Annotated in this window: 24 protein-coding genes; 6 read left to right on the forward strand and 18 right to left on the reverse strand. The window is 53.3% G+C overall.

Annotated elements, in window-relative coordinates; translation table 11 throughout:
* Window positions 1–42: 42 nt before the first annotated feature.
* From MJ768_RS05355 to hrpA, 5 genes are all read right to left on the reverse strand, one after another.
* Window positions 43–771, reverse strand: coding sequence for a type III pantothenate kinase (locus MJ768_RS05355; protein ID WP_239288664.1), 729 nt, complete (start codon window positions 769–771; stop codon window positions 43–45).
* Complete coding sequence (locus MJ768_RS05360) at window positions 768–1814, reverse strand: biotin--[acetyl-CoA-carboxylase] ligase (RefSeq protein ID WP_239288665.1); 1047 nt, start codon at window positions 1812–1814, stop codon at window positions 768–770. The genes MJ768_RS05355 and MJ768_RS05360 overlap by 4 nt, the downstream gene beginning before the upstream one ends.
* The gene (locus tag MJ768_RS05365; RefSeq protein ID WP_239288666.1) at window positions 1811–2977 is read right to left on the reverse strand and encodes a patatin-like phospholipase family protein; all 1167 of its coding nucleotides are present in this window, start codon (window positions 2975–2977) and stop codon (window positions 1811–1813) included. Before MJ768_RS05365 ends, MJ768_RS05360 begins: the two co-directional genes overlap by 4 nt.
* Window positions 2978–3001: 24 nt before the next feature.
* Entirely contained in the window at window positions 3002–3259 is a 258-nt protein-coding gene (locus MJ768_RS05370; protein WP_239288667.1) for a hypothetical protein, read from the reverse strand.
* Window positions 3260–3422: 163 nt separating this feature from the next.
* Entirely contained in the window at window positions 3423–7181 is a 3759-nt protein-coding gene (hrpA, locus tag MJ768_RS05375; RefSeq protein WP_239288674.1) for an ATP-dependent RNA helicase HrpA, read from the reverse strand.
* An 896-nt stretch (window positions 7182–8077) separates the two neighbouring features.
* On the opposite strand from hrpA, the gene MJ768_RS05380 reads away from it, so the two are divergent.
* Window positions 8078–8884: a class I SAM-dependent methyltransferase gene (locus tag MJ768_RS05380; RefSeq protein WP_239288676.1), complete on the forward strand. Its 807-nt coding sequence runs from the start codon at window positions 8078–8080 to the stop codon at window positions 8882–8884.
* Between the two features lie 522 nt (window positions 8885–9406).
* Here MJ768_RS05380 and MJ768_RS05385 read toward each other — a convergent pair.
* The 3 genes from MJ768_RS05385 to MJ768_RS05395 all read right to left on the reverse strand — a co-directional run bounded on the left by MJ768_RS05385 (window position 9407) and on the right by MJ768_RS05395 (window position 11921).
* Complete coding sequence (locus MJ768_RS05385) at window positions 9407–10468, reverse strand: serine hydrolase (protein WP_239288678.1); 1062 nt, start codon at window positions 10466–10468, stop codon at window positions 9407–9409.
* A gap of 263 nt (window positions 10469–10731) precedes the next feature.
* The gene (locus tag MJ768_RS05390) at window positions 10732–11421 is read right to left on the reverse strand and encodes a VIT1/CCC1 transporter family protein (protein WP_239288680.1); all 690 of its coding nucleotides are present in this window, start codon (window positions 11419–11421) and stop codon (window positions 10732–10734) included.
* Between the two features lie 251 nt (window positions 11422–11672).
* The gene (locus tag MJ768_RS05395; protein WP_239288682.1) at window positions 11673–11921 is read right to left on the reverse strand and encodes a hypothetical protein; all 249 of its coding nucleotides are present in this window, start codon (window positions 11919–11921) and stop codon (window positions 11673–11675) included.
* Here MJ768_RS05395 and MJ768_RS15130 point away from each other — a divergent pair.
* On the forward strand, window positions 11869–12276 hold the full coding sequence (locus MJ768_RS15130; protein WP_256449827.1) for a tetratricopeptide repeat protein: 408 nt from the start codon (window positions 11869–11871) through the stop codon (window positions 12274–12276). The genes MJ768_RS05395 and MJ768_RS15130 overlap by 53 nt on opposite strands.
* Before the next feature lie 109 nt (window positions 12277–12385).
* Window positions 12386–12811, forward strand: a complete 426-nt coding sequence (locus tag MJ768_RS05405) for a hypothetical protein (RefSeq protein WP_239288684.1) — start codon at window positions 12386–12388, stop codon at window positions 12809–12811.
* Window positions 12812–12978: 167 nt separating this feature from the next.
* Here MJ768_RS05405 and MJ768_RS05410 read toward each other — a convergent pair whose 3' ends face one another.
* From MJ768_RS05410 to MJ768_RS05445, 8 genes are all read right to left on the reverse strand, one after another.
* Window positions 12979–13416, reverse strand: coding sequence for an OsmC family protein (locus MJ768_RS05410; RefSeq protein WP_239288685.1), 438 nt, complete (start codon window positions 13414–13416; stop codon window positions 12979–12981).
* Window positions 13417–13734: 318 nt separating this feature from the next.
* Window positions 13735–14193: a hypothetical protein gene (locus MJ768_RS05415; protein ID WP_239288686.1), complete on the reverse strand. Its 459-nt coding sequence runs from the start codon at window positions 14191–14193 to the stop codon at window positions 13735–13737.
* 90 nt (window positions 14194–14283) lie between these two features.
* A complete protein-coding gene (locus tag MJ768_RS05420) occupies window positions 14284–14868 on the reverse strand; it encodes a hypothetical protein (RefSeq protein WP_239288687.1) in 585 nt (194 codons plus the stop codon).
* Between the two features lie 134 nt (window positions 14869–15002).
* Window positions 15003–15764, reverse strand: coding sequence for a hypothetical protein (locus MJ768_RS05425; protein ID WP_239288688.1), 762 nt, complete (start codon window positions 15762–15764; stop codon window positions 15003–15005).
* Window positions 15765–15980: 216 nt separating this feature from the next.
* The gene (locus tag MJ768_RS05430) at window positions 15981–18863 is read right to left on the reverse strand and encodes an AMP-binding protein (RefSeq protein ID WP_239288689.1); all 2883 of its coding nucleotides are present in this window, start codon (window positions 18861–18863) and stop codon (window positions 15981–15983) included.
* Between the two features lie 28 nt (window positions 18864–18891).
* A complete protein-coding gene (locus MJ768_RS05435; protein ID WP_239288691.1) occupies window positions 18892–20229 on the reverse strand; it encodes an MFS transporter in 1338 nt (445 codons plus the stop codon).
* Between the two features lie 7 nt (window positions 20230–20236).
* The gene (locus MJ768_RS05440; RefSeq protein ID WP_239288694.1) at window positions 20237–21019 is read right to left on the reverse strand and encodes a ceramidase; all 783 of its coding nucleotides are present in this window, start codon (window positions 21017–21019) and stop codon (window positions 20237–20239) included.
* Window positions 21016–22365 (reverse strand): alpha/beta hydrolase, encoded by a 1350-nt coding sequence (locus tag MJ768_RS05445; RefSeq protein WP_239288695.1) that lies wholly within the window; start codon window positions 22363–22365, stop codon window positions 21016–21018. The genes MJ768_RS05440 and MJ768_RS05445 overlap by 4 nt, the downstream gene beginning before the upstream one ends.
* 174 nt (window positions 22366–22539) lie before the next feature.
* Here MJ768_RS05445 and MJ768_RS05450 point away from each other — a divergent pair, with 174 nt between their 5' ends.
* Genes MJ768_RS05450 through MJ768_RS05460 form a run of 3 tightly spaced genes read left to right on the forward strand, consistent with a single transcriptional unit; the run spans window position 22540 to window position 23325 of the window.
* Window positions 22540–22770, forward strand: a complete 231-nt coding sequence (locus MJ768_RS05450; protein WP_239288697.1) for a hypothetical protein — start codon at window positions 22540–22542, stop codon at window positions 22768–22770.
* A 52-nt stretch (window positions 22771–22822) separates the two neighbouring features.
* Window positions 22823–23074 (forward strand): type II toxin-antitoxin system Phd/YefM family antitoxin, encoded by a 252-nt coding sequence (locus tag MJ768_RS05455; RefSeq protein ID WP_239288699.1) that lies wholly within the window; start codon window positions 22823–22825, stop codon window positions 23072–23074.
* Window positions 23071–23325: a Txe/YoeB family addiction module toxin gene (locus MJ768_RS05460; protein WP_239288701.1), complete on the forward strand. Its 255-nt coding sequence runs from the start codon at window positions 23071–23073 to the stop codon at window positions 23323–23325. Before MJ768_RS05455 ends, MJ768_RS05460 begins: the two co-directional genes overlap by 4 nt.
* 257 nt (window positions 23326–23582) lie before the next feature.
* On the opposite strand, the gene brnA is transcribed toward MJ768_RS05460, so the two are convergent.
* The gene (gene brnA, locus MJ768_RS05465; protein WP_239288703.1) at window positions 23583–23828 is read right to left on the reverse strand and encodes a type II toxin-antitoxin system BrnA family antitoxin; all 246 of its coding nucleotides are present in this window, start codon (window positions 23826–23828) and stop codon (window positions 23583–23585) included.
* Window positions 23818–24081 carry a BrnT family toxin gene (locus tag MJ768_RS05470; RefSeq protein WP_239288705.1) on the reverse strand — a complete coding sequence of 88 codons (264 nt, stop codon included), beginning with the start codon at window positions 24079–24081 and terminating at the stop codon, window positions 23818–23820. Before MJ768_RS05470 ends, brnA begins: the two co-directional genes overlap by 11 nt.
* Window positions 24082–24264 lie beyond the last annotated feature (183 nt).

Raw genomic sequence — 24264 nt, forward strand, 5'->3', positions numbered from 1 at the left:
CAGAGCGACACGCCGTTTATTAAAAGCTAAAAATTAACGCGTTCAGGATAAATTTTCCTGGCCAATTATTTGCAAGCCACGCAATACCAGATTATCCACCCGCACCAACGGTAACTTGAGACGCGACTGTACATTATCCGCTGCGCCACCGCTTAACAGGCAGCGGACACCGCCACGCACGGCCAAGGCCTCGAATTGCAAACGGATAGCGCCAATGGTCGCCTGGATTGAGCCGCTGAACGTGGCATCGGCGGTATTGCGCGGAAATTCGCGCCAGACACCCTCTGTCTGTACTAATTGGGCAGCGCCTGCAGCCAAACTGCTTTGCATCATGTCCACACCCGGCAGGATTAGCCCGCCCAAAAATTCGCCCTCGGCAGACAGTGCATCCACCGTAGTTGCTGTGCCGCAATTTACCACCAGACAGGATGCGCGCTCTTGATGCCAGGCCGCGATCAGTGCTGCCCAACGGTCGCTGCCAAGTTGCGCAGGGTGTTCATAGGAGTTAAGCACACCACATTGCGTTACTTGGGCCACGATGAATTCGATGGGACAATGCCATGCTGCACAGGCTGTGGATAGCTGTTGCGCCATATTCTCGCCAGCAACATTGGATATGAGAATTCTGTCCGGTGGCGGCAATTCCGAAAATGCCATGTTCAATGCTGGTGCATGTGTATTTTCAAGCACGTTTTGCTGCAACCACTTGCCGCCTTCTACGATGGCCCACTTGACGCGACTATTGCCGGCATCAATCAGTAACATTTTCATGATGCGCGTAATCCAATCTCTCCCGCATTAAATATTTGCATTCCGCCCACCGTTTCCAGAATAAGTGCGCCATTCTCTGTTACGCCTCGCGCAATGCCAATTTCAGTTCTGCCATCCGGCAACAGTAGTCGTACCGTCTGGTTATGCAACGCGTGATGGCTTTCCCATTCCGCACGCAGTGCCGCAAAACCATTACTGGCGAATTCATGAAGTATTGCCTGCAACTCACGTAAAACTACCGCGAACAAGTAGTTGCGTTCCGGCACATTGATCCCCGGCATGCCAGCCACCATGTCTTCCAGGCTCGATACCGGTTGGTCAATCTGCGGCAACAGGTGTTTAGGTGTGGACAGGTTGAGGCCAATGCCTATCACTACAGCGCTTGGCCCCAACATATCACCCTGTGCCTCGAGCAGAATGCCGGCTAGTTTACCGCCATCTCCGCCCAGCACATCATTCGGCCATTTAAGCCGTGCGCTTGTCATGCCAAGCGCGTGCAACGCACGGATCAACGCCACTCCAACTGCCAAGCTCAAGCCGGACAGCGCCGACAAATCAAGTTCAAAGCGCCACAACAGCGAGAACGTAAGCGCGTTGCCCACGCCGGAATGCCATGACCGTCCCAATCGCCCACGTCCGCCGCTTTGCAGTTCCACCACCAGCACGCTGCCGCTGGGTGCGCCTTGCGCTGCGCGCTGCAACAGCAGAGTATTGCTGGAGGGCAAGCTGTCGAAAATTTCAATCTGGAATTGTCCCGCCTGCTCACCTAGATGGCGAGCAATAAGTGCAGCATCAAGCCATTGCGGCGGATTGCTCAGGCAATAGCCACGGCCGGGCACGCTGTATAAAGCCAAGCCATAGCCATCTACCCCATGCAAGGCATTGCTCACGCTGGCGCGCGATATGCCCAAACGCTGCGCCAGCATTTCCCCGGAATGGAATTTTCCGTCCACCAACAGGCGCAGCAGGGCGAAAGTAAGCGGCTTCATCGTGGTGCATGGGTGGGGCGTGCCCATACTTGCACCCGTACTGGCAGCTTTCATTGTGGCAGGCTTTCCGCCGCTTTCCCGCGCTGATTTATAAAAGCCAGGATTTCTTGCTTCTGTTTCAGTGCATCCTGATATCCCAGCTCGATCATCGCACGACAAAAATTCTTTTCGAACAGCAGGTAGCTCACCAGATTTGCCCCGCTGCGGCGCATCGCGCCTATCCCGCGCAACAGAAAACGGATAGTCCATGGCAAGTGCATGGCATAACGCTGAGCAATTTGCTCAATAGCCTGACTAGGCTCAATCACCAGAACATCGACATGGCGCCAATTAATTTGCTGCTGAGCATCTTCAGTCAACATTCCAATCGAATGATTGATGCGCTGCAAACGCTCCACATCCACTTCCAGACTGTCGAGAAAAATGCTATCCATAACATGGCCGGCAATCTGCGCTAGCGAAGGATAGTCACATACGTTGCTACGGTTTTGTTCCTCTTCGCTATGGCCTAAGCCGATGATGAGTACGCGCGTAGCGCCCAGATGCAGCGCAGAGCTGATAGGCGCGATCTGACGCATCGAGCCATCGCCAAAATATTCACGGTTGAGGAGTACCGCTGGAAAGATAAACGGGATGGCTGAAGAAGCCAATAAATGTTTGGGCTCGATCTTGGTTGGAATGCCAAGACGATGCGCCCGCTTCCAGGGCGGAATCTCCTCCACTCCCTGGTAAAAAGTCACCGAGCACCCCGAACCATAGCCCGAGGCAGTAATACTCAGCGCGTGCAGATGTCCTGCGTCAATATTCTCCTGGATTTTTTCATAGGGCAGGGTTGCTTCCAGCATCGCCACCATCGGCGCATTATCCAGCAGCGACACCTGGTTCAACTTATTGATACCCATGCTGCTCAAGATCAGCCCTGCGAACCAGCGCGAACTGTTCTTTAAAACGCCTACCGGGTCGGTTCGATAAACATGTTCAACGTGAGAATTTTTCCAGATATTAAGGAGGTATTGCACACCTTTACGAAAGGACCGGGCATTCACCGCAAGCGTAACCGCATTAAGCGAACCTGATGAGGTTCCGCAGATAATAGGGAAGGGATTGTGTGCATGACGCGGCAGAAACTCGGCGATGGCCTTCAGTACACCTACCTGATAGGCGACGCGCGCGCCACCTCCAGTCAGAATCAAGCCAAGCTTCTCTGGCGCATTCATCTGACCTCCGCCCCCATCAAGGATTTACAAATCGCCGGGTCCAACCTCAGCATGCACAGTTTCCAGTGCGTCTTTTAGTGTTTCCTCGGACAGATCATTCACGCACTTCGATAGCATCTCTGCCGCTTCTGCCGCCTCCGGTGGCAGGTTGCGACCATCGGTATTGGCCACCAGCACAGCGGCGGCTCCCACCACTTTAAGTAAGCAGGTACGCTCATTCATCAATATTTCCAGCTCCTCGCGGAGCATGCCAACTTCTTGAGCATTTAGTTTGTCCGGCATATAACCTCCTTACAATGAGTTTCAACCCCCCGTTACCGCCAGCGTACTCATATTCACGATACGATGCACGCGCGGTGAGGTTGTGCGGATTATACCTGACAGCGAATCCTCCCCAAATTCCCATTGGCAGACTAGGAATCAAGGAGCAAAAAATTGGGCAGAGTTACATTGTCTCCCACAACTTTCCCAGCCGCTTCACCGACACAATCACCGGCGTCTTCAATTCCTGCGCAAACAACGACACGCGCAACTCCTGCAATAGCCAACCAAATTCTTCCAGCCGCGCATCTATATTGCCTTGTTGCGCAGTTAATTTGCGTTGCCAAGCCTGCTGCAAGGATTGCATTTGCGCGTATTGACGCGCATCACGTGCCGCATCGACGCGCAGCTTTTCCAATCGCACATTGATCGCTTTAAGATAGCGCGGAAGATGCTGTAAATGCTCGTAAGGAATGCGCGCGATAAACTCCTTATGCAACAGCCATTCGCACTGCATGCGCATATCCTGGACGGCCTGCTCGTTTGATTTGGCAGCTTGAATTTTTTTATGCACGAGTTGATATTCGGCCAGAATTGCGCCGATCAGCCGTGCTATTTCCTGCGCCACCAACGTCAAGCGGCTCTTGGCTTCCTTGCAACGCGTAACGAATTCAGTTTCATTTGTTGGCCAGGGCTCATTCATGCAGCAGCGATCAAAGGTAACCGCCAAAATCTGGCGGCGCAAATCCTGGATGCTACCAAAGGACAAGAACTGCATTGCCATTGCTTGCAAGCCAAGATTCTTTTCCAGAAATTTGACCTGATCCTTGAGCGCCAGCATAAATAAGCGCCGCAATCCGATACGATGGGCACTCAGCGCTTCATCGCGGGTATCGAATGTTCGTAAAGATACCGCATCGCCTTCATCCACCAAGGCGTTGAACAGCGTTACAACTTGTCCGGCGCGGTGTATTTCTGAAGTTTCCTTGAATTCACCCAAACCATCTACACCCATACTCCAATCGGTAAAATGCACAGGCTTTTGTTCTGCGGCTGCACCCTTGGCAGCGGACGGCGCAAGCTTGGGCGCAAGCTCGGCACGCAGCTGAACGAAATTGCGCGAAACCCCCAGCTGTCTGCCATGCTCGTCTATCACATAAAAATTCATGAGCAGGTGGGTCGGCAATTGCTCTAACCGAAATGCATCCAGTGGTACTTCCAATTGTTTCTGTTCGCGAATATAGCGTGCCAAAGCCTGCAACAGTGGCGTATCCGAAGGCGGCACCGCACGACAAAACGAGGCGGCGAATTCCGGCACCGGCACCATATGACGGCGCAGCTTCTGCGGCAAAGTCTTAATCAATTGCGTCACTTTTTCTGCCAGCAGGCCGGGCACCAAATACTCGCAACGCGGAGCGGATACCTGATTAATCAGAGCCAGCGGCACGGTGAGATTCACACCATCGTCGCTCTTGCCCGGCACAAAATGATAAGCCAGCGCATAGCTAATATTGTTCATCACCAGTTGCGGTGGGAACTGGTCGGTGGTGATGCCTGCTGCCTCGTGGCGCATCAGGTCGTCACGTTGCAGATATAGCAGGCGCGGATTGGCGCGTTCCGCCTCCTTGCGCCATGCTTCGAATGCCGCGCCATTGTAAATGTGCGGCGGGATGATGCTATCGTAAAAGGCAAAGATCAATTCGTCGTCTACCAACACATCCGGTCGGCGCGCCTTATGCTCCAGCGCTTCAATGTCCTGGATTAATTTCTGGTTGTGCGAGAAGAAGGGCGCGAGTGTATGGAATTCGCCCTCCAATAAAGCCTGGCGAATAAATATCGCGCGCGATTCCGGCACGTTCATCGGCCCGTAATGCACGCGCTTTTTCGGGTTGATAATCAGGCCATACAAGGTGCTGCGTTCGAATGCCACTACCTGTGCTGCCTTCTTCTCCCAGTGCGGATCAAAATAGTGGCGCTTGATCTGATGCGCACCCACTTCTTCCAGCCATTCCGGTTCGATGCGCGCCACACAACGGGCATACAGTTTCGTCGTCTCGGTTAATTCAGCTGCCACGACCCATTTTGGACTTTTTTTCGCCAGCACCGAATTCGGCACGATAAAAAATTTTATTTCGCGCGCGCCCTGATAATGCACTTCGCGGTCCACGCTCTTGCAGCCGATATTACCCAGCAGACCCGTTAACAGCGCCTTGTGGATTTCCTCATAGCTGGCAGGAATTTCATTCAGCCGCATGCCCATCTCGGCAACCTGCGCGTGCAACTGCTGATACAACTCATGCCATTCGCGCAGACGCAGTGGCGACAAGAATTTCTCGCGGCATTCATTTGTCCACAGGCGCTTGGATTTTTTATGCTTCACCGCCTCTTGAAACCATGCCCACAAATTCACATAGGCCAGGAAATCCGAGCGCTCATCATTAAAACGCTGATGCGCGTCATCGGCCGCTTTGCGCCACTCCGACGGACGGTCACGCGGGTCCTGCAATGATAGCGCGCTGGCGATGATGAGAATTTCCTGCAGGCAGTGATATTGTCTTCCCGCCAGCAGCAGGCGTGCGATTTTTGGGTCGAGCGGCAGCTTTGCCAGCTCGCGTCCCAGCGGCGTCAGCTGCCGCTCTTCGTCTATCGCATTCAATTGCGCCAGCAACTGGTAGCCATCGGCAATTGAACGCGATCCGGGCGGCTCGATGAACGGGAATTGTTCGACTTCGCCCAGACCCAGCGCACTCATACGCAATATTACTGTTGCCAATGACACACGGAAAATTTCCGCATCGGAATATTCTGTGCGCGCCAGGAAATCCGGCTCATCATACAAGCGCACGCATATCCCGCTCATCACCCGCCCACAACGCCCGGCGCGCTGATTGGCGGCGGCACGCGCGATTTTCTCCACGCGCAATTGCTCGACTTTTTGCCGTATGCTGTAACGATTGATGCGAGCCTGCCCGCTGTCGATCACATAGCCGATATTCGGAACGGTCAAGGAAGTTTCCGCGACATTGGTGGCCAGCACGACACGGCGCATGCCGGAAGTTTTGAATACGCGATCCTGCTCAGCCGCCGACAAGCGCGAGAACAGCGGCAAGATTTCCACGCCAATGGGATGATGCTTGCGCAAAGCTTCCGCCGTGTCGCGGATTTCGCGCTCACCCGGCAAAAATACCAAAATGTCGCCGCGTAAACCATCCACAGCCAGTTCGTCCAGCGCGGCACATACCGCCTGCGGAATATCCTGCATCTCGCCTTCGGCATTTTCCTGCAACGGACGGTAACGCACCTCTACTGGATAACTGCGGCCACTGACCTGCATGATCGGCGCACCGCTGAAATGTTTAGCGAAGCGCTCCGCATCCAGCGTTGCAGAAGTGATAATGAGCTTGAGATCACGACGGCGTGGCAACAGCTGCTTGAAGTAACCCAACAGAAAATCGATATTCAGGCTGCGCTCATGCGCCTCGTCGATGATGATGGTGTCGTATTTTTTCAGCAGCCGATCGCTCTGAATTTCCGCCAGCAAAATGCCATCGGTCATCAGTTTGATGCAGGTATCTGGCGATACCTTGTCATTAAAACGAATCTTATAGCCCACCAAGCCGCCCAACTCGGTTTTCAGTTCAAACGCAATGCGCGTTGCCACAGACCGCGCCGCGACACGGCGGGGCTGGGTGTGGGCAATGACGCCTTGCACACCCCGGCCCAGACTCAAACAGATTTTAGGTAACTGCGTGGTTTTACCAGAACCAGTCTCACCACACACGATGATCACCTGATTGGCAACGATGGCTTGCGCTAATTCTTCGCGCCGCAATACCACCGGCAGGTCAAGCGGAAACTCGATTGGAGCAAGCAATTCAATACGTGCGGCACGACGAGCTTGAAGAGATCCAGCTTGAATGGGGTGGGATGGGCGGTCAGTCATTGCGCACGATTGTACCTGAAACCGGTAGGTGTAGAAAAACTGGGGGGAGCAAGAAGTAGCAGGGTTGGGGGGACGGTTTATTGGTCTGGTTGCTGACCGGTTGCATGTGCCTTCCGCTGTATAGGCGCGTTGGTAACGTATCTGTTCATCCGCCTCCTGTGATGTTGGGCTTCATTTCATTTAGCCCAACCTACCGGGCTGATTTTTTGCTTGCGTTGCACCATGATTATCTCCATCATTCGTTTTGGAATGTGGTGCCACATCGGGTACGTCGTCAAGCTCACTCTCTTAAACGGGATATCGGCCAAGCGCCCATATAACGCCAGGCCGATTCACCAATGTCGATGACGTCACCCATGACCACGCTAACCCTCGGGCAACATGCACCATTGCTATTCCGGTCTTCCGTGGCACCTCATTCCACTTTGCCACATTCGGAGGGTGGCGTGTTTCTTCGGTGCGATTTGCGGCACAGGGCCGATTACTTCGCTGATAGGTTGCGGCCCCGAGCGAAGGAAATAACTGCGCAGTGGCGGTAACACGAACCGCCGCGCTTCATGAACATCGGGGGTTTATGATATTGTGCGAAGCGTTTTTCGTTTTTCGTGCTGTCTCATAAAGCGAGCTTTGATGCCAACAAGCCGAAACAACGCTTCGCAGCCTCGAATAAAATCATCACGGATTTTTCTGGAAGGGAGTTGGTTATGAACGCTTTGTTGCTCTTTCCACATTCAAGCCACACCCTCTCCAGTCGAACCTCTCGTTCAAGCGGACATCACGCCTTAAAGTACAGCAAAGCGCAACGACCCGTTGTGCGTGATGCCGCTTAACTCAATTACGTTAGGCCGCGCAATGAACAGTATAGATCATGCCGTCAACTAAATAAGGAACAACTGATGAACTTTAAAGCAATTGCAAAGCCTTTAATGCCAGATGTTTTATTTAAATGGTATAGAAAAAAATACGCTCACGAAGGTATAAAACAATTCAGGTTCAACTTTGACGCAACCTCTGATGTTAAGAGAGATATACAGGAAAAGTATGGACATGATAGCGAGTTACTTGAGCTTTTCGCTAATAACGAAGGGGTTGTCGTTCATAAGTGGCACCACTACATCCCCTTATACGATCGCTATTTTTCATCTTTTCGAGGGCGAAAAATAAGATTTCTTGAGATTGGCGTAAGTAAAGGTGGCAGTCTTCAGATGTGGAGAAAATACTTTGGCGATGATGCCATTATTTTTGGCATTGACATTGATCCTGAGTGCGAGAAACTTAACGGTCTGGCCGGGCAAGTAAGAATCGGCTCTCAAACTGACAATGTTTTCCTGGAGTCTGTCGTTAAGGAGATGGGAGGCGTAGATATAGTTTTGGACGATGGCAGTCACCATATGGAACATATTCCGGCTACATTGAAATATCTATTTCACCATTTAAGTTATGGCGGAATATATGTAATCGAAGATTTACACACTGCCTACTGGAAAAGCTTTGGCGGAGGATATCGATCCAAAGGGAATTTCTTTGGATTTTTGATGGATGTGATAGATGATATGCACCACTGGTACCACACAAACAAATTGAAGCAAGCCGCTATCAGTAACGAGTGCTCCGGCATTCATATCTACGAATCTATAGTGGTTCTTGAGAAAAACAAGATTTTTAAACCCGTTCATTCTCAAGTTGGTCGGATTATCAGGTGATATAAAGTTACACCTTGTGCAATGTAACGGCACTCGGAAATACACGGGGTCTACCATCGAATTTGCAGCCCGGTAGGTTGGGCTGAATAAAATGAAGCCCAACACTTCACGGTTCACCATAACCATCTGCTCCATCACCCATTTTCCCACCCCAATCCGATGCTGCCATCCCCCACTCAATGAAGAAGCATGGGGTCAGTTCTAACATTCCAACATTTTGATGGAATGTTAGAACTGACTCCATTGATTTGTGTGCGCAAGTCAAAGCCCGGTAGGTTAGGCTGAATGAAATGAAGCTCAACCTACCGGGCTGGAAATCGGCGCATGTCTAGTGTGAAGAACATCGGAAAGCTGTGTGTGCGGGAATTGGGGTTGGCAGGGCTTTTGCGAAGCAAAAACTCGCAAAACCGCATGCACGGTGGTTTGATGAGGGAGGGCCGGCGAGAACCTATCTTCTGCTCTACCTATTTATTTTATTTTCCCGTTGCGGAAGAAAACTGCAATAGCGAATTTGAGTAAAATTTAGTGATACCATTCTTTAAATGCGTCCCAAGCAATATGCTTTAGTCCCAGGTTCGAAGTTGACATCATTGCAAATTGAATACCGTTTTCAAAACCCATCGTTAATGCACAAAAATCGCGACCGTCAATACTTGAAAGGCCTGATTTATAATAGCAATTTAAGCCTTCTATTTTTTCAATTCCATAACCTAGGTGTTCCTCAATAAGCCTGTCTGACAATGATTTTGTCATTATTTTTTCAGTATGATGCAGCGTTCTAAAAAAATCGGCCATCTGCGCGGTAGACATTACCCAACCACCCGAACCTGCATTTAAGGTTTGGTCGCCCATATTTTTTCCTTTTAATGTTTGGTCAGTAAATGAGTAAAAAAGTGCAGGCTCAATTCCACTTTGATTGCAGTCTACCTCGAACATACTTCCAACTTTGTCAAATAAATTTTTCTTTAAATAATCTATATAAGCATCAGCAAATGCCTGAGCCTGAATTGGTTCACCTAATACTAGTTCAATTCCCGTTTTGCCTTTCAAAGAGGCAATAGGGTATTTGGCGAGTTTAGGAATGATAAGTCGAAGCAGCGCATAGTTACTGTTGTTATAAGAACCTTCTTCTTTATCGTGGCTATTTATACCCGCTGCCACCAATTTTTTAAGGTCGGAATACGATCGAGCACTGGTTCTAAAACCAGAGTGATGAGTAAGTAATTCTTTAAAAGTAATTGTTTTAATGCCTGTACCTTTTGGCCAATGTGAAGGTAAGTAATTCCACATCAATGAGTTTAGACCAACACCATCAGTTTTGAATAAAAGTAACATAAGCGCAGCAGCACTGATTGGCTTACTTACCGAGGCACAGTTATAGGCTTCAAAAATAGTCATTGCTCGGATCGGCTTATCTTGTTGGAGCCTACAAAAACCCCCAGAACTTCCCGTTCCAAATTTTTCTTTGTAGGAAATCACATAAGCAAAGCCAACGCTTTTTCCTGAGAGTTTTGTTTCTAAAATATGAGATAAATCTGTAATGGATAAATCCTGATTATTACTTCCGGCTGGCACTATATTCATAATTAAATACTTTATTTATAAAGGTTTAGCGTATAGGAAAAATAAATATCCTTTTTCATAAGAAATAAATGTACTGGAAGCCAGATTGGCTGTCAAACATATTGGTAAGCGATGAAAAAACACTTAATTCCGGTTCTATCAGCCCGGTAGGTTAGGCTGAATGAAATGAAGCCCAACATCTCACCGCTCATCATAGTCACAAGCACGGGGTCAGTTCTAACTTTCCATCAAAATGTCTGAATGTTAGAACTGACCCCGTTGATTCAAGCGGCTACCCCAAAAAGGGCGCCAACTCCAGCGGTCAATGCCATTGCCAGCGCTCCCCAAAAAGTGACGCGAATGACAGACGCAATCACTGGTGCGCCCCCTGTGTGTGCAGCCAGGAAGCCCAACAGCGCGAGAAAGAAGAGCGAGCTACTAGCGACACCCCACATCAGCGCAGGAACCGGAAGCAGGAGAACCATCAGAAGCGGCAGGACTGCGCCCACTGCAAACGTTCCCGCCGAGGCTAATGCCGCCTGCACAGGTTTTGCGGCCAATGTGTCGGATATGCCCAGCTCATCTCGTCCATGTGCGGCCAGTGCGTCATGCTGCATTAATTGGGTAGCAACCTCTGAGGCTAGCTTCTTGTCGAGCCCGCGCTTCACGTAAATGGCCGTTAGCTCTGCGCGTTCCTGCTCGGGATTCTCAGTCAACTCTATGCTCTCTCGAGCGAGATCCGCGCGCTCGGTATCTGCTTGTGAACTAACCGATACATACTCGCCAGCAGCCATTGACATGGCGCCCGCGACAAGACCGGCAACTCCTGCAACCAAGATACCCTGAGTGCCCGCGCTGGCTGCCGCGACGCCCAAGATAAGGCTGGCTGTAGAAACGATACCGTCGTTTGCGCCAAGAACAGCGGCACGGAGCCAGCCTGTTCGGTGTGTTCTGTGTCTTTCACTGTGTTTCATAGGGTCTGCAGCATAATGGGACGTTCATTGCATCGCCCAACGTAATATAGAAAACATTTTCATAAGCTAACAATGTCGCCTATATCGGCAAGCATTGTCAAGCATCTGCATTACCAACTCCCCACTATTTTTCATTACCTTAGCCGTTTGTTTGGCTGGACTTTAATTTTAGGGCAACCTAAAATTCTTGGAAATGCGGGGCTTGTTCAGCGTAGCCTTAACACAGTGTCACCGATGAAATAAAATTGGAATCAGGCGGCCGCGTCAGGTTCTTCAAGCCGTGTCAGGATATGGCGGCGCGCCGCATCGCGCAGCTGCAACGCTGCTTGCCAGTCATTCCCCGCCGTAAGTACAGGCTCGCCAATCAGTACTTTCAGTTCAGTGCGGCGTGGCCGCCACTGTCCGTCGCGCAGCAGGGAGCGGGTGCCGATCAGGGTGACCGGCACCATGGGCGTGCCGGATCGTGCGGCAGCCAGAAACGCAAGCAAGCACGCAAGCAAGCACGGGGTCAGTTCTAACTTTCCATCAAAATGTCTGAATGTTAGAACTGACCCCATTGATTCGAATGGGATCGCATTTGCAGAAGACTCTCCAACGCTCGACCAAGTCTATCAAGCAGCCCACGCGGGTAAGTTGGCAGACGCGCAAAAAATGATGGATAAAGTTCTTAAGGAACATCCAAACAGTGCCAAGGCACATTTTGTAGAAGCAGAAATATTGGCCAAGCAAGGCCAAATGGGGCAAGCCGAAGCCGAGCTGAATATCGCGGAACGCTTGAAGCCAGATTTGTCATTTGCCAAACCGCAAGCTGTGCAAGACTTAAAAAAAAAGAATTGCCGCTGCCCAGCGTGTTAGCCAAGCTCCGGTCAGTAATGTGCAATCTGTAGTAGGCAACAGTTTTCCATGGGGGATGCTATTCCTCGGGTTGGGTGTAACTGCGATAATATATTTTGTTATACACGCAATGAAATCGCGTAACACAGCGACCTTTCCAAACAACTATCAACCGGGTAGTCAAAACATTTCCGCTTCCCCCGTGCCTAGGCAACCTTATGGCGGAGCAGCAGCACCGGCGGCTGGCGGAGGAGTAGCGCCCGCAGCAGCACCTGCTGGCGGCGGGATCGGCAGCGGGATTATGGGTGGACTTGCAACCGGTGCTGCAGTTGGCGTGGGTATGGTGGCTGCTGAAGCTCTGGCCCATCGCTTCATGGATGGAGGGCATAGCGCTACTAATGCCGCTAGCAGCCCGGCTCCTGTTGCGGACACTTGGGGGGGTTCCTCCAACGACATGGGGGGAACCGACTTTGGCATAGCCGATAACTCTTCCTGGAGTGACGATTCAAACATCGCTGATAATAGCTCAGCTGATAGTGGGGACAGCTGGGGCTAACAGCATGCTGGAGGGCGCGATCCGGCTGTAGAAGGATTCATCGCACCTTTAGTCATATCGACTTCCAGCGGACGTAGGTGAATGCTCTGCATTTCTGCTATGTGTCCGCGACCTGTCCGGGTGCTCAGCCCTACCGCGCTTCTTGTGATTATTAGGTTGCATCACGACTAGGACTTGACCAATACCACAGCGTTCAAGTGTGTTGCGCCGGATAGAGAGTTTGTAATTAGACAACTCTCTTCGGCTTTCTCAAGTATGCGTCGTGCTCTTGGTTCGTTGGTATCTGCGGGCACGTTAAGCGTGGCATTCACCTTGAACTCTGTGAACTTCGCTATTCCCTCTACACGTTCGAGGGTACCTTCAACGTCACAGTTCAACGACAACCACGATAACTTCGAGGCCCTGGCGATGGCCCGAAAACTGAGAATGAAACAATCCGCGACAGCCGCCACCAATAGTGTTTCGGGGGACCAACGATCTCCGGGCCCACCGAACTCCTGGGGTGGTGCCGAAGCTAGTGTTTCCAGCTTCTCTGCCGAGAGGCTAACGTCGCCATCTGGAGCCGCATTCGCCGCAACTCGGTAGTGATGAGGAAAGTCTTGCATCGTGGGTCTCCAGTACCTTAACGTTTGTATTTTATTGCAATGGGGTCAACTCGATTGATCCGTGTGGTGAATGGTGAGATGTTGGGCTTCATTTCATTCAGCCCAACCTACCGCGCTACCACGCTAATTTAAATCGTTCGGTGTTAAGTTACGACATACGAAATGGCGCGATTCAAGCTCATGTTTGTGATGCATTTGTTCATCTCCTTGTAATATTGGGCTTCGCAAGCTCAGCGCCAACCTACGCTAGCCCAGGCTACGCTTGCTTAATTCCGCTTTTTAAAATCAATTGGTTGGGAGGTGTTTCTTAAGAGGCATTTATTGCTCATAATGACCCGCTTTAAAATCTGAATAAGTTATGCGTTTTCTAGTGGCAGCACAAAAATACTCTGGCTCTTCAATTTCGTGCGATTCTTCGCAGTTACCGAATCGATCACAGCCACCCTTGGAATATCCTGTAATAGTTAAACCCATATTTTTGCAGCGGTGCTCTGATAAATAGATTCTAAATCTATTTGCGTCTGCTGAGTCTTGATAGCCAATCCACAATGCGCCAAGTGCAGGCAGAATAAACGCGGCTATTGCAATATAAACTTGTGTTTGTTGCTCTTTCTTGTTTTTCACGTCAAACGGTACGGTTCCCAATGCACAAACGGCTGATCCACAAAAAGAAAGCAGCGCCCATATTATGTAATCACTTCCGAGAACCCATCCAAGAATGTAAAGCGCGAATGTCGCGTAGGTGAACTTTTTCTCACGATTCTCGGTTAAGTTCATCTTCTATGCCTACGTAAAATTAACCGGCTCCGCGCTTTTGCGGAGACCGGGTTGAATGTCGGGTTGGGCGCATTTCAGGCACTTCGAGCTTTAGATAACGCCTTTTCTAATCAAATCTCTAACCATGGCATTATAGGTAGAGTATTGATTTGCTAAATTCTGCACTTCGGTAGGTGAAATTCGACTTCTCCAATTTTCATGCCTTGATGCGAATTCTGGATAAATATCGGCATCTTCACCTCGGTAATTTGGATGGGACTTTTCAGGGTCATCACAATATATGAATGTTTTTCTTAATTTTTTTTCTGCTTCTTCATCACTTTCGCCGCCCATTGTTAGTGCCATGAACATCGAAAGACGATGAGTCTCAGTCAGCATATTTTCAGCTACTATCCATACATAATCACGATTTAAGAATTTCAATACATCATCTTTGGTTAATCCAGCTTGCAATCTTTTATTAAGGAATTTCTCGTCTTTGATTGCATTATTACCGATAGTTTTAACACCGCGAAGACCTGCTTTGTCAGCTTTCTTTATGGCCTCATCAAGTATTTGTCTCGCTGTAGACTCTACCTCTTTTGATGCAACACCGCTCAACGATACAACTTTCTTTATGTAGTCAAAATATTGTTTTTCATCTTCAGTGTATTTTGTTTTAAAAAACGAAAACATAAGCTACCTCCCAACCAAACTGGTTTCAGTGAAATTTAAAATTACTACATGCCCAACGTAAAGTTAACCAGCCGCGCAGTTGGCGGGCTGGTTGAACGTAAGGTTGGGGGTCGCGGCTCATGAGTGATATGAACTCACTGGACGAGTCCGATTCGTCGCGCCTCAGTTTCCGTAGCCATGACGATGCGCTCGACTTCGCGCACCATAGCGTTGAGAACGTCCGTCACCGAATAGCCTTCAATCGGCGCAATTCCGTCGAACGCTATGCAGTAGGTGCCATTGAGGTTGTACTCAAGCTGCGTATCGGTGGCGATAACCGCGAATACGATTTCGTTTTTGGCGCGATCATAGATAAGGGGTGGAATATGGACTCCACTGCCTCCGGTGCCACGCACCCTAAGATTCATGTCTCTGGGAAATTGAAAGAATGGAACCAACAGCCGATGCTTATTGCTGTTGTTCGCCCTGTTCAGTGCCCAGATCAGATCATTCCCTCCAGCGTATGGCTTGAATGTGCGAAAGAGCGAAACTATCTCGACCGGAATGTCTTTGCAGTTTCTGGCGATCACATTTTCGAGTTCAGTTTCGGAATTGGAAATGGGGAAATAGGCGCTCTTGGTGGTATGTGTGCCGGTAGCAATAGCAATGACATAGGCCGCATGGTCGAGGGCGGGTCGGAGGCTACTGAGGGCATCAATTGCGATGTCTTCGATAATGTCAGGGATGGCGCTGAATTTGATCTTGTGGACTTCGTGAATTCCATCACTATCACGCTCGATCACTCGGGAGCAGGGGTTATCTTTCAAAAATTGATCGGCCTTCCCTTTGAGTTCATTAATATGGGACTTTGCCCGCGAGATGCGGCGCTTTGAACTGCTAAATGGATCGACATTCATGAAACCCCCAACGTAATATAGAAAATATTTTCATAAGCCAGCAATGTCGCCTATATCGGCAAACATTGTTAAGCATCACCAACTCCCCGCTATTTTTCATTACCTTAGCCATTTGTTTGGCTGGACTTTAATTTTAGGGAAACCTAAATTTCTTGGAAATGCGGGGCTTGTTCAGCGTAGCCTTAACACAGTGTCACCGATGAAATAAAATTGGAATCAGGCGGCCGCGTCAGGTTCTTCAAGCCGTGTCAAAATATGGCGGCGCGCCGCATCGCGCAGCTGCAACGCCGCTTGCCAGCTATCCCCCGCCGTAAGTACAGGCTCGCCAATCAGTACTTCCAGTTCAGTGCGGCGTGGCCGCCACTGCCCGTCGCGCAGCAGGGAGCGGGTGCCGATCAGGGTAATCGGCACCAGGGGCGTGCCGGATCGTGCGGCAGCTAGAAACGCTCCTAATCTGAACGGCATCAACCCGGGTTCGCGCCGAAATGTACCTTCGGGGAAGAAAACCATGGACTCGTCGGCGCGCGCGCGCTCCTCCAGTTCGCGCGTGTTTTCGGCGCCGCGCGCATCATCGAAACGTTCGACAAACGCGCTGCCGAGTTGACGCAGCGGGATGGCGGCAAATGGATTGCGCAGCAACTCTTGCTTGGCCACATAGGCGAATCTGGCCGGTAACACTGCGGTGAGCAGGAGCGCATCCAGATAGCTGGCGTGATTGGCCACCACAATCGCGGGGGCGCGGCCGTCGAGGTGCTGCAAACCTTCTACTCGCGGTATTAATCCGGTTAGCACAAACGCAACGCGCGCGCTCGCTCTGGCGATATGCCGGCGCAACGTGCGCGTAGGCATGAACACGATCAGCAGCCAGGCTATAGGCACGATGGTGACAAAAACCGTCCATGCCCACGCGCTCCACAGCCACTCGGCGCTGCGATGTACCACTCGCTCAGCCTGAGCCATGGCACTGATACCGCCAAGACGCAACCACTGCCGCCACGGCGCGCGCTGGGTGCTGCCGGTCTCGCCGCGCTCGTACATTTCGCGGCATGCGGCGCGGCGGAGCTTGCCGCTGGAGGTCTTTAGCACCGTGCGCGGCGGTGCCAGCACGATATCATCCGCCGGCATGCCGGCCAGGTCGACGGCGAGGTTGTTGATCTCGGCCAGTATCCGGCTGCGCTCTGCGGCAGCGCTTTCGCGCGTTTCGGCGAGTACCACCAGCCGCTCTGTGCCGGAGTGCGCATCGGTGGCCGGGAACACCGCCACGCCGCCCTTGCGCACACCGCGCACATTGCTCACTGCCTCTTCCAGCTCCTGCGGGTAAATGTTGTGTCCGGCGCGGATGATGATGTCCTTCTCTCGCCCGGTAAGATACAGCTCTCCTGCCGCGATATAGCCCATGTCGCCGCTGTTGAACCACTGACCATCGAACAGGCGCGCCGTTGCCTCAGGGTTGCGGAAATAACCGCTAGTCGCAGATGGTCCGCGGAACTGCACGCGTCCCTGCATGCGCTCGGGAAGCTCACGTCCGCCGGTATCGGTAATGCGTATCTCGTGGCCGGGCAAGGGCAGGCCGCAGGAAACGATGCGCAGCGCGTTGCGGTCGTCCTCACGCGCGCAACGCGCGATGCCCGAGCGCGTGAGTGCGTCGCGATCCACGCGGTCAACCAGCGGCCCGCGCCCGAGCGGAGGAAAGGCCAGTCCCACGGAAGACTCCGCCAATCCATAGACCGGCGTCATGGCGGTGGGTCTGAAGCCGCAGCGGGCGAGACGCGCGGCGAAATGCGCTATCGTGTCCGGACTGACCGGCTCGGCACCGTTGTAGGCCAGCCGCCAGCAGCTCAGATCCAGGCCATCGAGGTCGCGATCGTCGAGCTTGTTGGCGCACAGCTCATAGGCAAAGTTGGGCGCTGCCGAAACGGTAGCGCGGTGCCGGTGGATGGTCCACAGCCAGTTCTTTGGCCGGGCAAGAAAGGCCAGCGGCGACATCAGCACCAGCCGGAATCCGATGTAGAGGCTGCCCATGCAGGCACCGATCAACCCCATGTCATGGTAGAGCGGCAGCCAAGACACAAAAATATCTGCGGAAGTTATGCCCGAGGCGCGCTCCATTGCCCGCAGGTTGGCGAGCAGATTGGCGTGGGTCAGCATGACCCCCTTGGGGCTGCCGGTGCTGCCGGAAGTGTATTGCAGGAAGGCGATGTCTTCTGGCTTTAGTTGCGGGGAGGGCGCCAGCGTGCCAGCGACAGACAATTCTGCGACGGTTGTGACCTCGCGTAGCGATTCGCACTGCGCACGCAGCAGATGACCGAGGGGTTTGGCTTGGTCGACCGTGATAAGAAAAACGGCTTGGGAATTAGCGACGATGCCTGCGATGCGCCGCATATGATCTTCGATTTGCGAAGGGCGCGTCGGCGGGTATAGCGGGACCGGCACGCAGCCGGCGTAGAGCGCGCCATAGAAGGCTGCGAAAAACCCGCGTCCGGTGGGCAGCATAATTGCCACCTTGTCGCCGGAGCCTGGCCCATGCTTTAGCAGGCCGGCAGCCAGTGTCTTGGCCTGATCTTGCAGCATGCGATAGGTGATTTCCTCCGTGCTTTCATCTTCGCCATAAAGCGTGATGTGCACCCGTTCGCCGTGCTTTGCGACATGCCAGTCCAGCATCTCGATTAACGTGGATATAGTGTCCGGCGGATGGTCGGCCTCTGTCTGGACGGGCTCAAGTGACCTGACAAAGTCAGGTGCAGCGTTGCCGCGTTGTGCGGTGGACGTCTCGGCACTTATCGACCCAGCTATCAGCCTGAGCAGATCACGCGGCGTTTCGGCATCGACGAACGCTTTTTCGTTTAGCCTTGCACCCAGTTCGCGCTCGATGCGGACCAGCAGTTCCACGCGCGCCAAGCTGTCCAGACCGAAGTCGCGCTCCAGCAAATTGTCAAAACCCAGATGTTCCACATCGCGTGCGTTCGGCCGCAGCTCGCGGGCGAGGTTGCGCACAACGCCGAGCAGCCGCTCCGTATCGTTCCGGGAATCAAGAAGAGGCGGCGATATTTGCGTGTCGCGCGATTCTTCGTGCTGAGATTGGGAAGGTGGAAGGTTCATTTGCGTAACCTTGTACGAAATTGGAGCATCATAGAATTAACCGCTGTATGCGGTCAGCGCGCAAGGCGGCCCGTCGACCCCGCGCCGCATTCACGCCGGAGAGCAGGAGCAGCCCGATGACGAAATAACTTCCAGTGACCAGCAATGATTGCCGGTGGTTGCCGCCTGTCAACCAAGTCGCCGCACCGTACGTGAGCGGCCCGGCGACCGATGCGAGTTTAACTGCCAAACCCCACAGTCCGAAGAATTCCGCTGCGCGAGAGGGTGGCGCAAGCACGCCCACCAGCGCCCGGCTGGCTGACTGCGATGCCCCCAGGCATAATCCGGCGACATTCGCCGCCACCCAAAACAGAGTCGGCTCGCGCGCCGCCCACGCGAGCAGTATGGTCACGATCCAGCCTGCCAGCGTCAGTGCAATGGTCTTGACATGGCCGATGCGGTCCTGCACGTGACCGAACAGAAATGCGCCGACCGCCGCCGTGAGGTTGACTACCAGCACCAACAGCAGGGTCTGTTGTATGGAAAAGTTCATGGCCTGGTTGGCATAGACGGCAGTCAGGGTGATGACTGCCTGAATGCCCGCCTGATAAAACAGGCTGCACAGCAGAAAGCGGCGCAGGTCTGCGAATTTCCGCAAATTGTGCATGGTCTGCCGAACCCTAAACCAGGCCATGCCGACCGCCACACCTTCATTCCCCCTATCTTCGAGCATCTTCGGCGTGGCGCGCTCGCGCAGCAACAAGAAGGTCGGGATGCTTGCCAGCGCAAATATGCCAGCGGTGATCAGCATCGTTATCGGCACGAACTGATTAGCCGTTTGGCCTTGTGCTTCGGCCCAAGTAACATACATCAGGCACAGGCCGAGTGTGACCAGCCCTCCGATGTAACCGAGGCTCCAGCCCCAGCCGGATATCCTCCCCATCGCCCTGGTTTTCGATATTTCAGGTAAAAACGCCGCGATCAGGTTCTCTCCGCTGCCAAAAAAGAAGTTGGACACAATCACGCAAACGATGGTGAGCCACAGCGTGTCCGGCTGAGCGAAACTGAGCAGGGAGGTGAACAGAACGCAGCCCACAGTGGTGATTGCCAACAGCTTCTTTTTTACTGCGTGCAAGTCGGCATAGGCACCAATCAGCGGGGCACTTAACACGATCAACATGTAGGACACGGATAGTGCGGCAGTCCAAGCGAAAGTGGCCCACGGAGCATTGCCCGCGACTACCGCCACGAAATAGGCGTTGAACAGCGCGGTAATGACTACCGTGGTGTAGCCGGAATTGGCGAAGTCGTACATTGCCCAAGCCCACAATTCGCGCGGGCGGACATCGGGGCGCAGCATTGTCTGGAAATGTTTGGGCATCGTCATTTCTTCCTTACAAGATTCGGCGCTGCCTCAGCTGCAGCACGACCCAATATATAGCAAGCGCGGCGATCGCGTGCTTCGCCGTGTGTCCGCTGAACAGGCCGGTCAGCGCGGCGATCGGGTGATCGGTGAGATCGCACAGCAAGGCCAGCAGATAGAGCCCGGTGACGATCAGGATATTTCTGTCGCCGCTGTAGCGCGGCGGATAAAGCCAGAGCAGCAGCGGGATCAGCAGCATCGGATAGAGCTGCATCAGTCCATAGGGACGCAGGTCGCCCATGCCATGCGCCTCACTCCAGCCCCAGTAAGCGACACTGCCCAGCCCGGCGGCGAGCAGCAGCGGCAGCAGGCGCAGCCCGGCGACGAGGCTGATGCGCTCGCACAGGATCGCGGCGAACCACGACATGAGCGCCAGCGCAACTGCCGCCCGATCCCACAACAGCCGATCGTTGTCAGGAGCAATGTGATAATAGCCGGAGCCTAAGCCGACCAAGATCGCAGCGAAAAAGAACAGCGCGTAGGGCAAGGCCTCGTGTGGCTCAATGAAAGCGCCTCGCCCCGACTTGCTGTGCAGGAAGCGCAGGCCAGCCACGCCCGCCAGCATGAACAGGGCATTGGAGGTTGTATCGAGGCAATGGGGCACGCCGAAGCAGGCGCGCTGGTCGGCGAAATAATGGTATTGCAGCGGCTGCGGGATGCGCGGCAGCGCCCATGCCAGGCTGGCCAGCACTGCACCCAGCAGCCAGAGGCCGAGTGCCTTGGCGCGTGGGTCGGCATGCCGCCATCCGCTCATGCCGCCTCCTGCCGCTGGGCGAGCAGCAGGTCAATCGCCCGCCACAGCCGCCAGAGGTCGGGGAGATCCTCGCTCCAGAATTGCCGCGAGAATACACGGGCGATATTCAGATCCACGTGGCCCAGGACACGATGGATGAGAAACACGGCGGCTTGACCCTCCGGCGCGGCGGCGGCGAGCGCCAAGCTCTCCGGGTAAGGAATGAGATTGTCGTTCATTCCGTGTACCAGGATGAGCCGCGCTTTGAGCCGCTTCAGGTCGTGACGCGACAGATCGAGCTGGGAGATGTCCGCACGCATGGCTTCGGGCAGCCGGGCCAGCAGTTCGTGAAAACGTGCGGGATCGGTGTGGGCAGCCAGCTCATAAACTGCCCGACTGTCAGCACTCAACTCCGCAGCGAGCGGCGTCAGATCGGCGTGGGGATCTCGGGTGCGCAGCGCCACCATGCGGTCGAACACGGCACGTGCGCGACTGTCCGTCAGGTAGCCCAAGCTGGAATAGAGCAACACCATTTCGCCGGTGTCATCCGGGGTGATGTAATGCCACTTGTCCTCATGCTCGAACCAGCCAGTGGTGAAGAAGCGCATCGCGCGGTGCAAGTCATGGTAACCGCCCACGCCCATGACGAAGCGCACCTGTTCCCGGATGTCATTTTCCAGCGCGGCGAGGAGCGCTGGGCCGACCGCGTAACTGAAAGCAATGATGCCCGCGCGCCCGTCGCGGGCAAGGTCGGGCCGACCATGCAGATAAGCGAACGCATCCGCAATTTCGCGGGCATCCGAGGGACGGATAGACAGCTCACGAAAACCTGCCAGGTCGGGTGTCAGCACCGCAAAGCCGGCGCGCGCCAAGGTCGCAGCGAAGGCCATGAGCCGCGGGTCGTCCTTGCCCCGTGGCACGGCACCCGGCACCAACACGATGGCGGCGCGCGGGCAGCCAGGGCCACGCACGGTTGCCGGAAGAAGATTGACCGCAGCATCTGTGCGTTCGCAGCCCTCGAGCGTGCCGGGCAGATAAAGCTCGCCGTTGCGCGACCGCCCGGACACCTCATATGAAATCGAGTAATGCAACTGCGCAGCGGTTACCTGTTTTAATCGGGAGGGGCCTTGAGCCGCAGCGATATCCTGGAGCACCAGCGCGGCATCATAGTGTTGAGTTGGCTTACAGCCCGCCAGCAACAGGAGGAGCACGACGAAAAAAAACCGCCGATCCATATTGATTCCGCAGCGGTATTCGCGCAGTTTCGGCGGAATGCAGAGCAGGCCGAATTGCTGCGCACCCTGGACTATCAGCCGGTCGGCGATATTTTCTAAGATGTCGGCGTTATGCAAGGGCATGTCTGTCATGGCTCCTCTGGTTGCATCGCCTGAAATTGGTCCGAAAAGGATTTTTCACAGGTTGTGCGCTGTTTGTGTTGCGGTTGGCTAATAAACTCCATACTGGGCGGCTCGTCAAGTTTTGCGTGGGTAGTTGTTGCGCCGCTTACTTAGCGCACATAAGGCCGGCATCACAGGGGGTGGATGAACAGATGCGTTACCGACGTGCCGATGCAGCGGGAGGCACATAAGGCCGGGTTCTCGCGGCGACTGGCAAAAGACAAGCACATTCGTGCATGCCACCAAGCCAAGCGTGAGATGTTGGGCTTCATTACATTCAGCTCAACCTACTACACTGACGATAGCCAAACGCAGGATGCTTATCGGCGCGTCCGTTCTCGAACGCGCGGTTGGGCGTCCGTACCAGCGCGCTAGACAAGCCGTTGTCAAATATGTACAGTAACATGTACATATTTGGAGGCTTGTTATGGATGCGATTACCTATACCACCGTTCGTGCAAATCTCGCGAGCGCCATGGACCGCGTTTGCGACGATCACGAACCCTTGATCATTACCCGCAATGGAGAACAGTCCGTCGTGATGCTCTCGCTCGAAGACTACAAGTCGCTGGAGGAAACCGCCTACCTCTTGCGCACCCCCGCCAATGCCAGACGCCTTCTCGCTGCCGTCGCGCAACTGAACGCCGGTAAAGGCGTTGAGCGGAAGCTGGTGGAGTGAGGCTGGTCTTCGCTGATGATGCATGGGAAGACTACCTAGATTGGCAGAAGCAAGACAAGCGCATGGTCGAGCGAATCAACAAGCTGATACGTGAGACACAGCGCGAGCCCTTCGCGGGAGTCGGCAAACCCGAACCATTGAAGCATGCCCTGTCAGGGTTCTGGTCACGCCGAATTACGGATGAGCATCGCATGGTGTATCGCATAGAGGGTGATGCATTGATGATCGCTCAGTTGCATTTCCACTACTGAGACGCTCAATCGGGGTAGGAAGAAGCCTCACCACCCCTCCCTCCCACACCACCGTGCTTACGGATCACGTACACGGCGGTTCGATGAATAAAATCCCTACGTTGCAAGAGCAGGTAGCAACTTTTAGCGGTGGAATTTGGGGTGTGACGCGGAGGATCCGATGGCGCCGCTACGATCAGAGAGATATTTCCATAACAAGGTTCACACCACCATCGGGCTTGTCCAACAAACGGTTCAGATTGTGGCTCGCTTCGCGATCACGATCTAACCTTGCTCGTTAGAGGCAACGCTTCGAGGCGTTCAGCAAGCCATACCTTAATAATAGATTGCCGAGTTACGCCAAGCCTTCCTGCTTCTCGATCTAATGATTCGATCATCCATGTAGGAAAATCAACATTAACGCGCTTTTGCTCTTGCAATACACGCTTCGCTTTGGATATATCCAGCGAACCAGTAATGTCAACACCCTTGTCAAATTGTTGGTCAAAAATTTTAGCTTTCATATAAGGCAACCTCCTCAGGCCGTGAACGACGAACAGAAATTAGTCGGATACTTGCATTTCTATAAGTGATCACGGCTGACCAGTGCTTTCTGCTAATCAGCCCTATCAGCAAGTACCGGGGTTCATCCTCTGTTTTTGCAGGAATTTCCAATAATCTTGGGTCATCCCATAAAGGTTGTGCATCAATAAGATTGATGCCGTGCTTCCGAAGATTAGCTTGGCTTTTCTGCTCATTAAATTCAAAAGTAATCACGGTATAGAAAATATACCATTATTGGTGTGAATGCAAGTGCCATAGAGTGCTTCTAACGTGGAGGTGACCGCTGCGCGGCTTCATAGCGCAGCCCGGTAGATACCGCACTTTATCAATCGAGTCTGACCCTGAGGTCTCCCCTCAAAGTTGCAGCACAGGATGATCATACCGCAAGGACTCAAG

Source organism: Candidatus Nitrotoga sp. 1052 (assembly GCF_927312905.1).
Taxonomy (GTDB): Bacteria; Pseudomonadota; Gammaproteobacteria; order Burkholderiales; family Gallionellaceae; genus Nitrotoga.

Coding starts and splice junctions, on each gene's coding strand:
- MJ768_RS05355 (WP_239288664.1), bottom strand. CDS start 771: ATGAAAATGTTACTGATTGATGCCGGCAATAGTCGCGTCAAGTGGGCC.
- MJ768_RS05360 (WP_239288665.1), bottom strand. CDS start 1,814: ATGAAAGCTGCCAGTACGGGTGCAAGTATGGGCACGCCCCACCCATGC.
- MJ768_RS05365 (WP_239288666.1), bottom strand. CDS start 2,977: ATGAATGCGCCAGAGAAGCTTGGCTTGATTCTGACTGGAGGTGGCGCG.
- MJ768_RS05370 (WP_239288667.1), bottom strand. CDS start 3,259: ATGCCGGACAAACTAAATGCTCAAGAAGTTGGCATGCTCCGCGAGGAG.
- hrpA (WP_239288674.1), bottom strand. CDS start 7,181: ATGACTGACCGCCCATCCCACCCCATTCAAGCTGGATCTCTTCAAGCT.
- MJ768_RS05380 (WP_239288676.1), top strand. CDS start 8,078: ATGAACTTTAAAGCAATTGCAAAGCCTTTAATGCCAGATGTTTTATTT.
- MJ768_RS05385 (WP_239288678.1), bottom strand. CDS start 10,468: ATGAATATAGTGCCAGCCGGAAGTAATAATCAGGATTTATCCATTACA.
- MJ768_RS05390 (WP_239288680.1), bottom strand. CDS start 11,421: ATGAAACACAGTGAAAGACACAGAACACACCGAACAGGCTGGCTCCGT.
- MJ768_RS15130 (WP_256449827.1), top strand. CDS start 11,869: ATGGGCGTGCCGGATCGTGCGGCAGCCAGAAACGCAAGCAAGCACGCA.
- MJ768_RS05405 (WP_239288684.1), top strand. CDS start 12,386: ATGAAATCGCGTAACACAGCGACCTTTCCAAACAACTATCAACCGGGT.
- MJ768_RS05410 (WP_239288685.1), bottom strand. CDS start 13,416: ATGCAAGACTTTCCTCATCACTACCGAGTTGCGGCGAATGCGGCTCCA.
- MJ768_RS05415 (WP_239288686.1), bottom strand. CDS start 14,193: ATGAACTTAACCGAGAATCGTGAGAAAAAGTTCACCTACGCGACATTC.
- MJ768_RS05420 (WP_239288687.1), bottom strand. CDS start 14,868: ATGTTTTCGTTTTTTAAAACAAAATACACTGAAGATGAAAAACAATAT.
- MJ768_RS05425 (WP_239288688.1), bottom strand. CDS start 15,764: ATGAATGTCGATCCATTTAGCAGTTCAAAGCGCCGCATCTCGCGGGCA.
- MJ768_RS05430 (WP_239288689.1), bottom strand. CDS start 18,863: ATGAACCTTCCACCTTCCCAATCTCAGCACGAAGAATCGCGCGACACG.
- MJ768_RS05435 (WP_239288691.1), bottom strand. CDS start 20,229: ATGACGATGCCCAAACATTTCCAGACAATGCTGCGCCCCGATGTCCGC.
- MJ768_RS05440 (WP_239288694.1), bottom strand. CDS start 21,019: ATGAGCGGATGGCGGCATGCCGACCCACGCGCCAAGGCACTCGGCCTC.
- MJ768_RS05445 (WP_239288695.1), bottom strand. CDS start 22,365: ATGACAGACATGCCCTTGCATAACGCCGACATCTTAGAAAATATCGCC.
- MJ768_RS05450 (WP_239288697.1), top strand. CDS start 22,540: ATGAACAGATGCGTTACCGACGTGCCGATGCAGCGGGAGGCACATAAG.
- MJ768_RS05455 (WP_239288699.1), top strand. CDS start 22,823: ATGGATGCGATTACCTATACCACCGTTCGTGCAAATCTCGCGAGCGCC.
- brnA (WP_239288703.1), bottom strand. CDS start 23,828: ATGAAAGCTAAAATTTTTGACCAACAATTTGACAAGGGTGTTGACATT.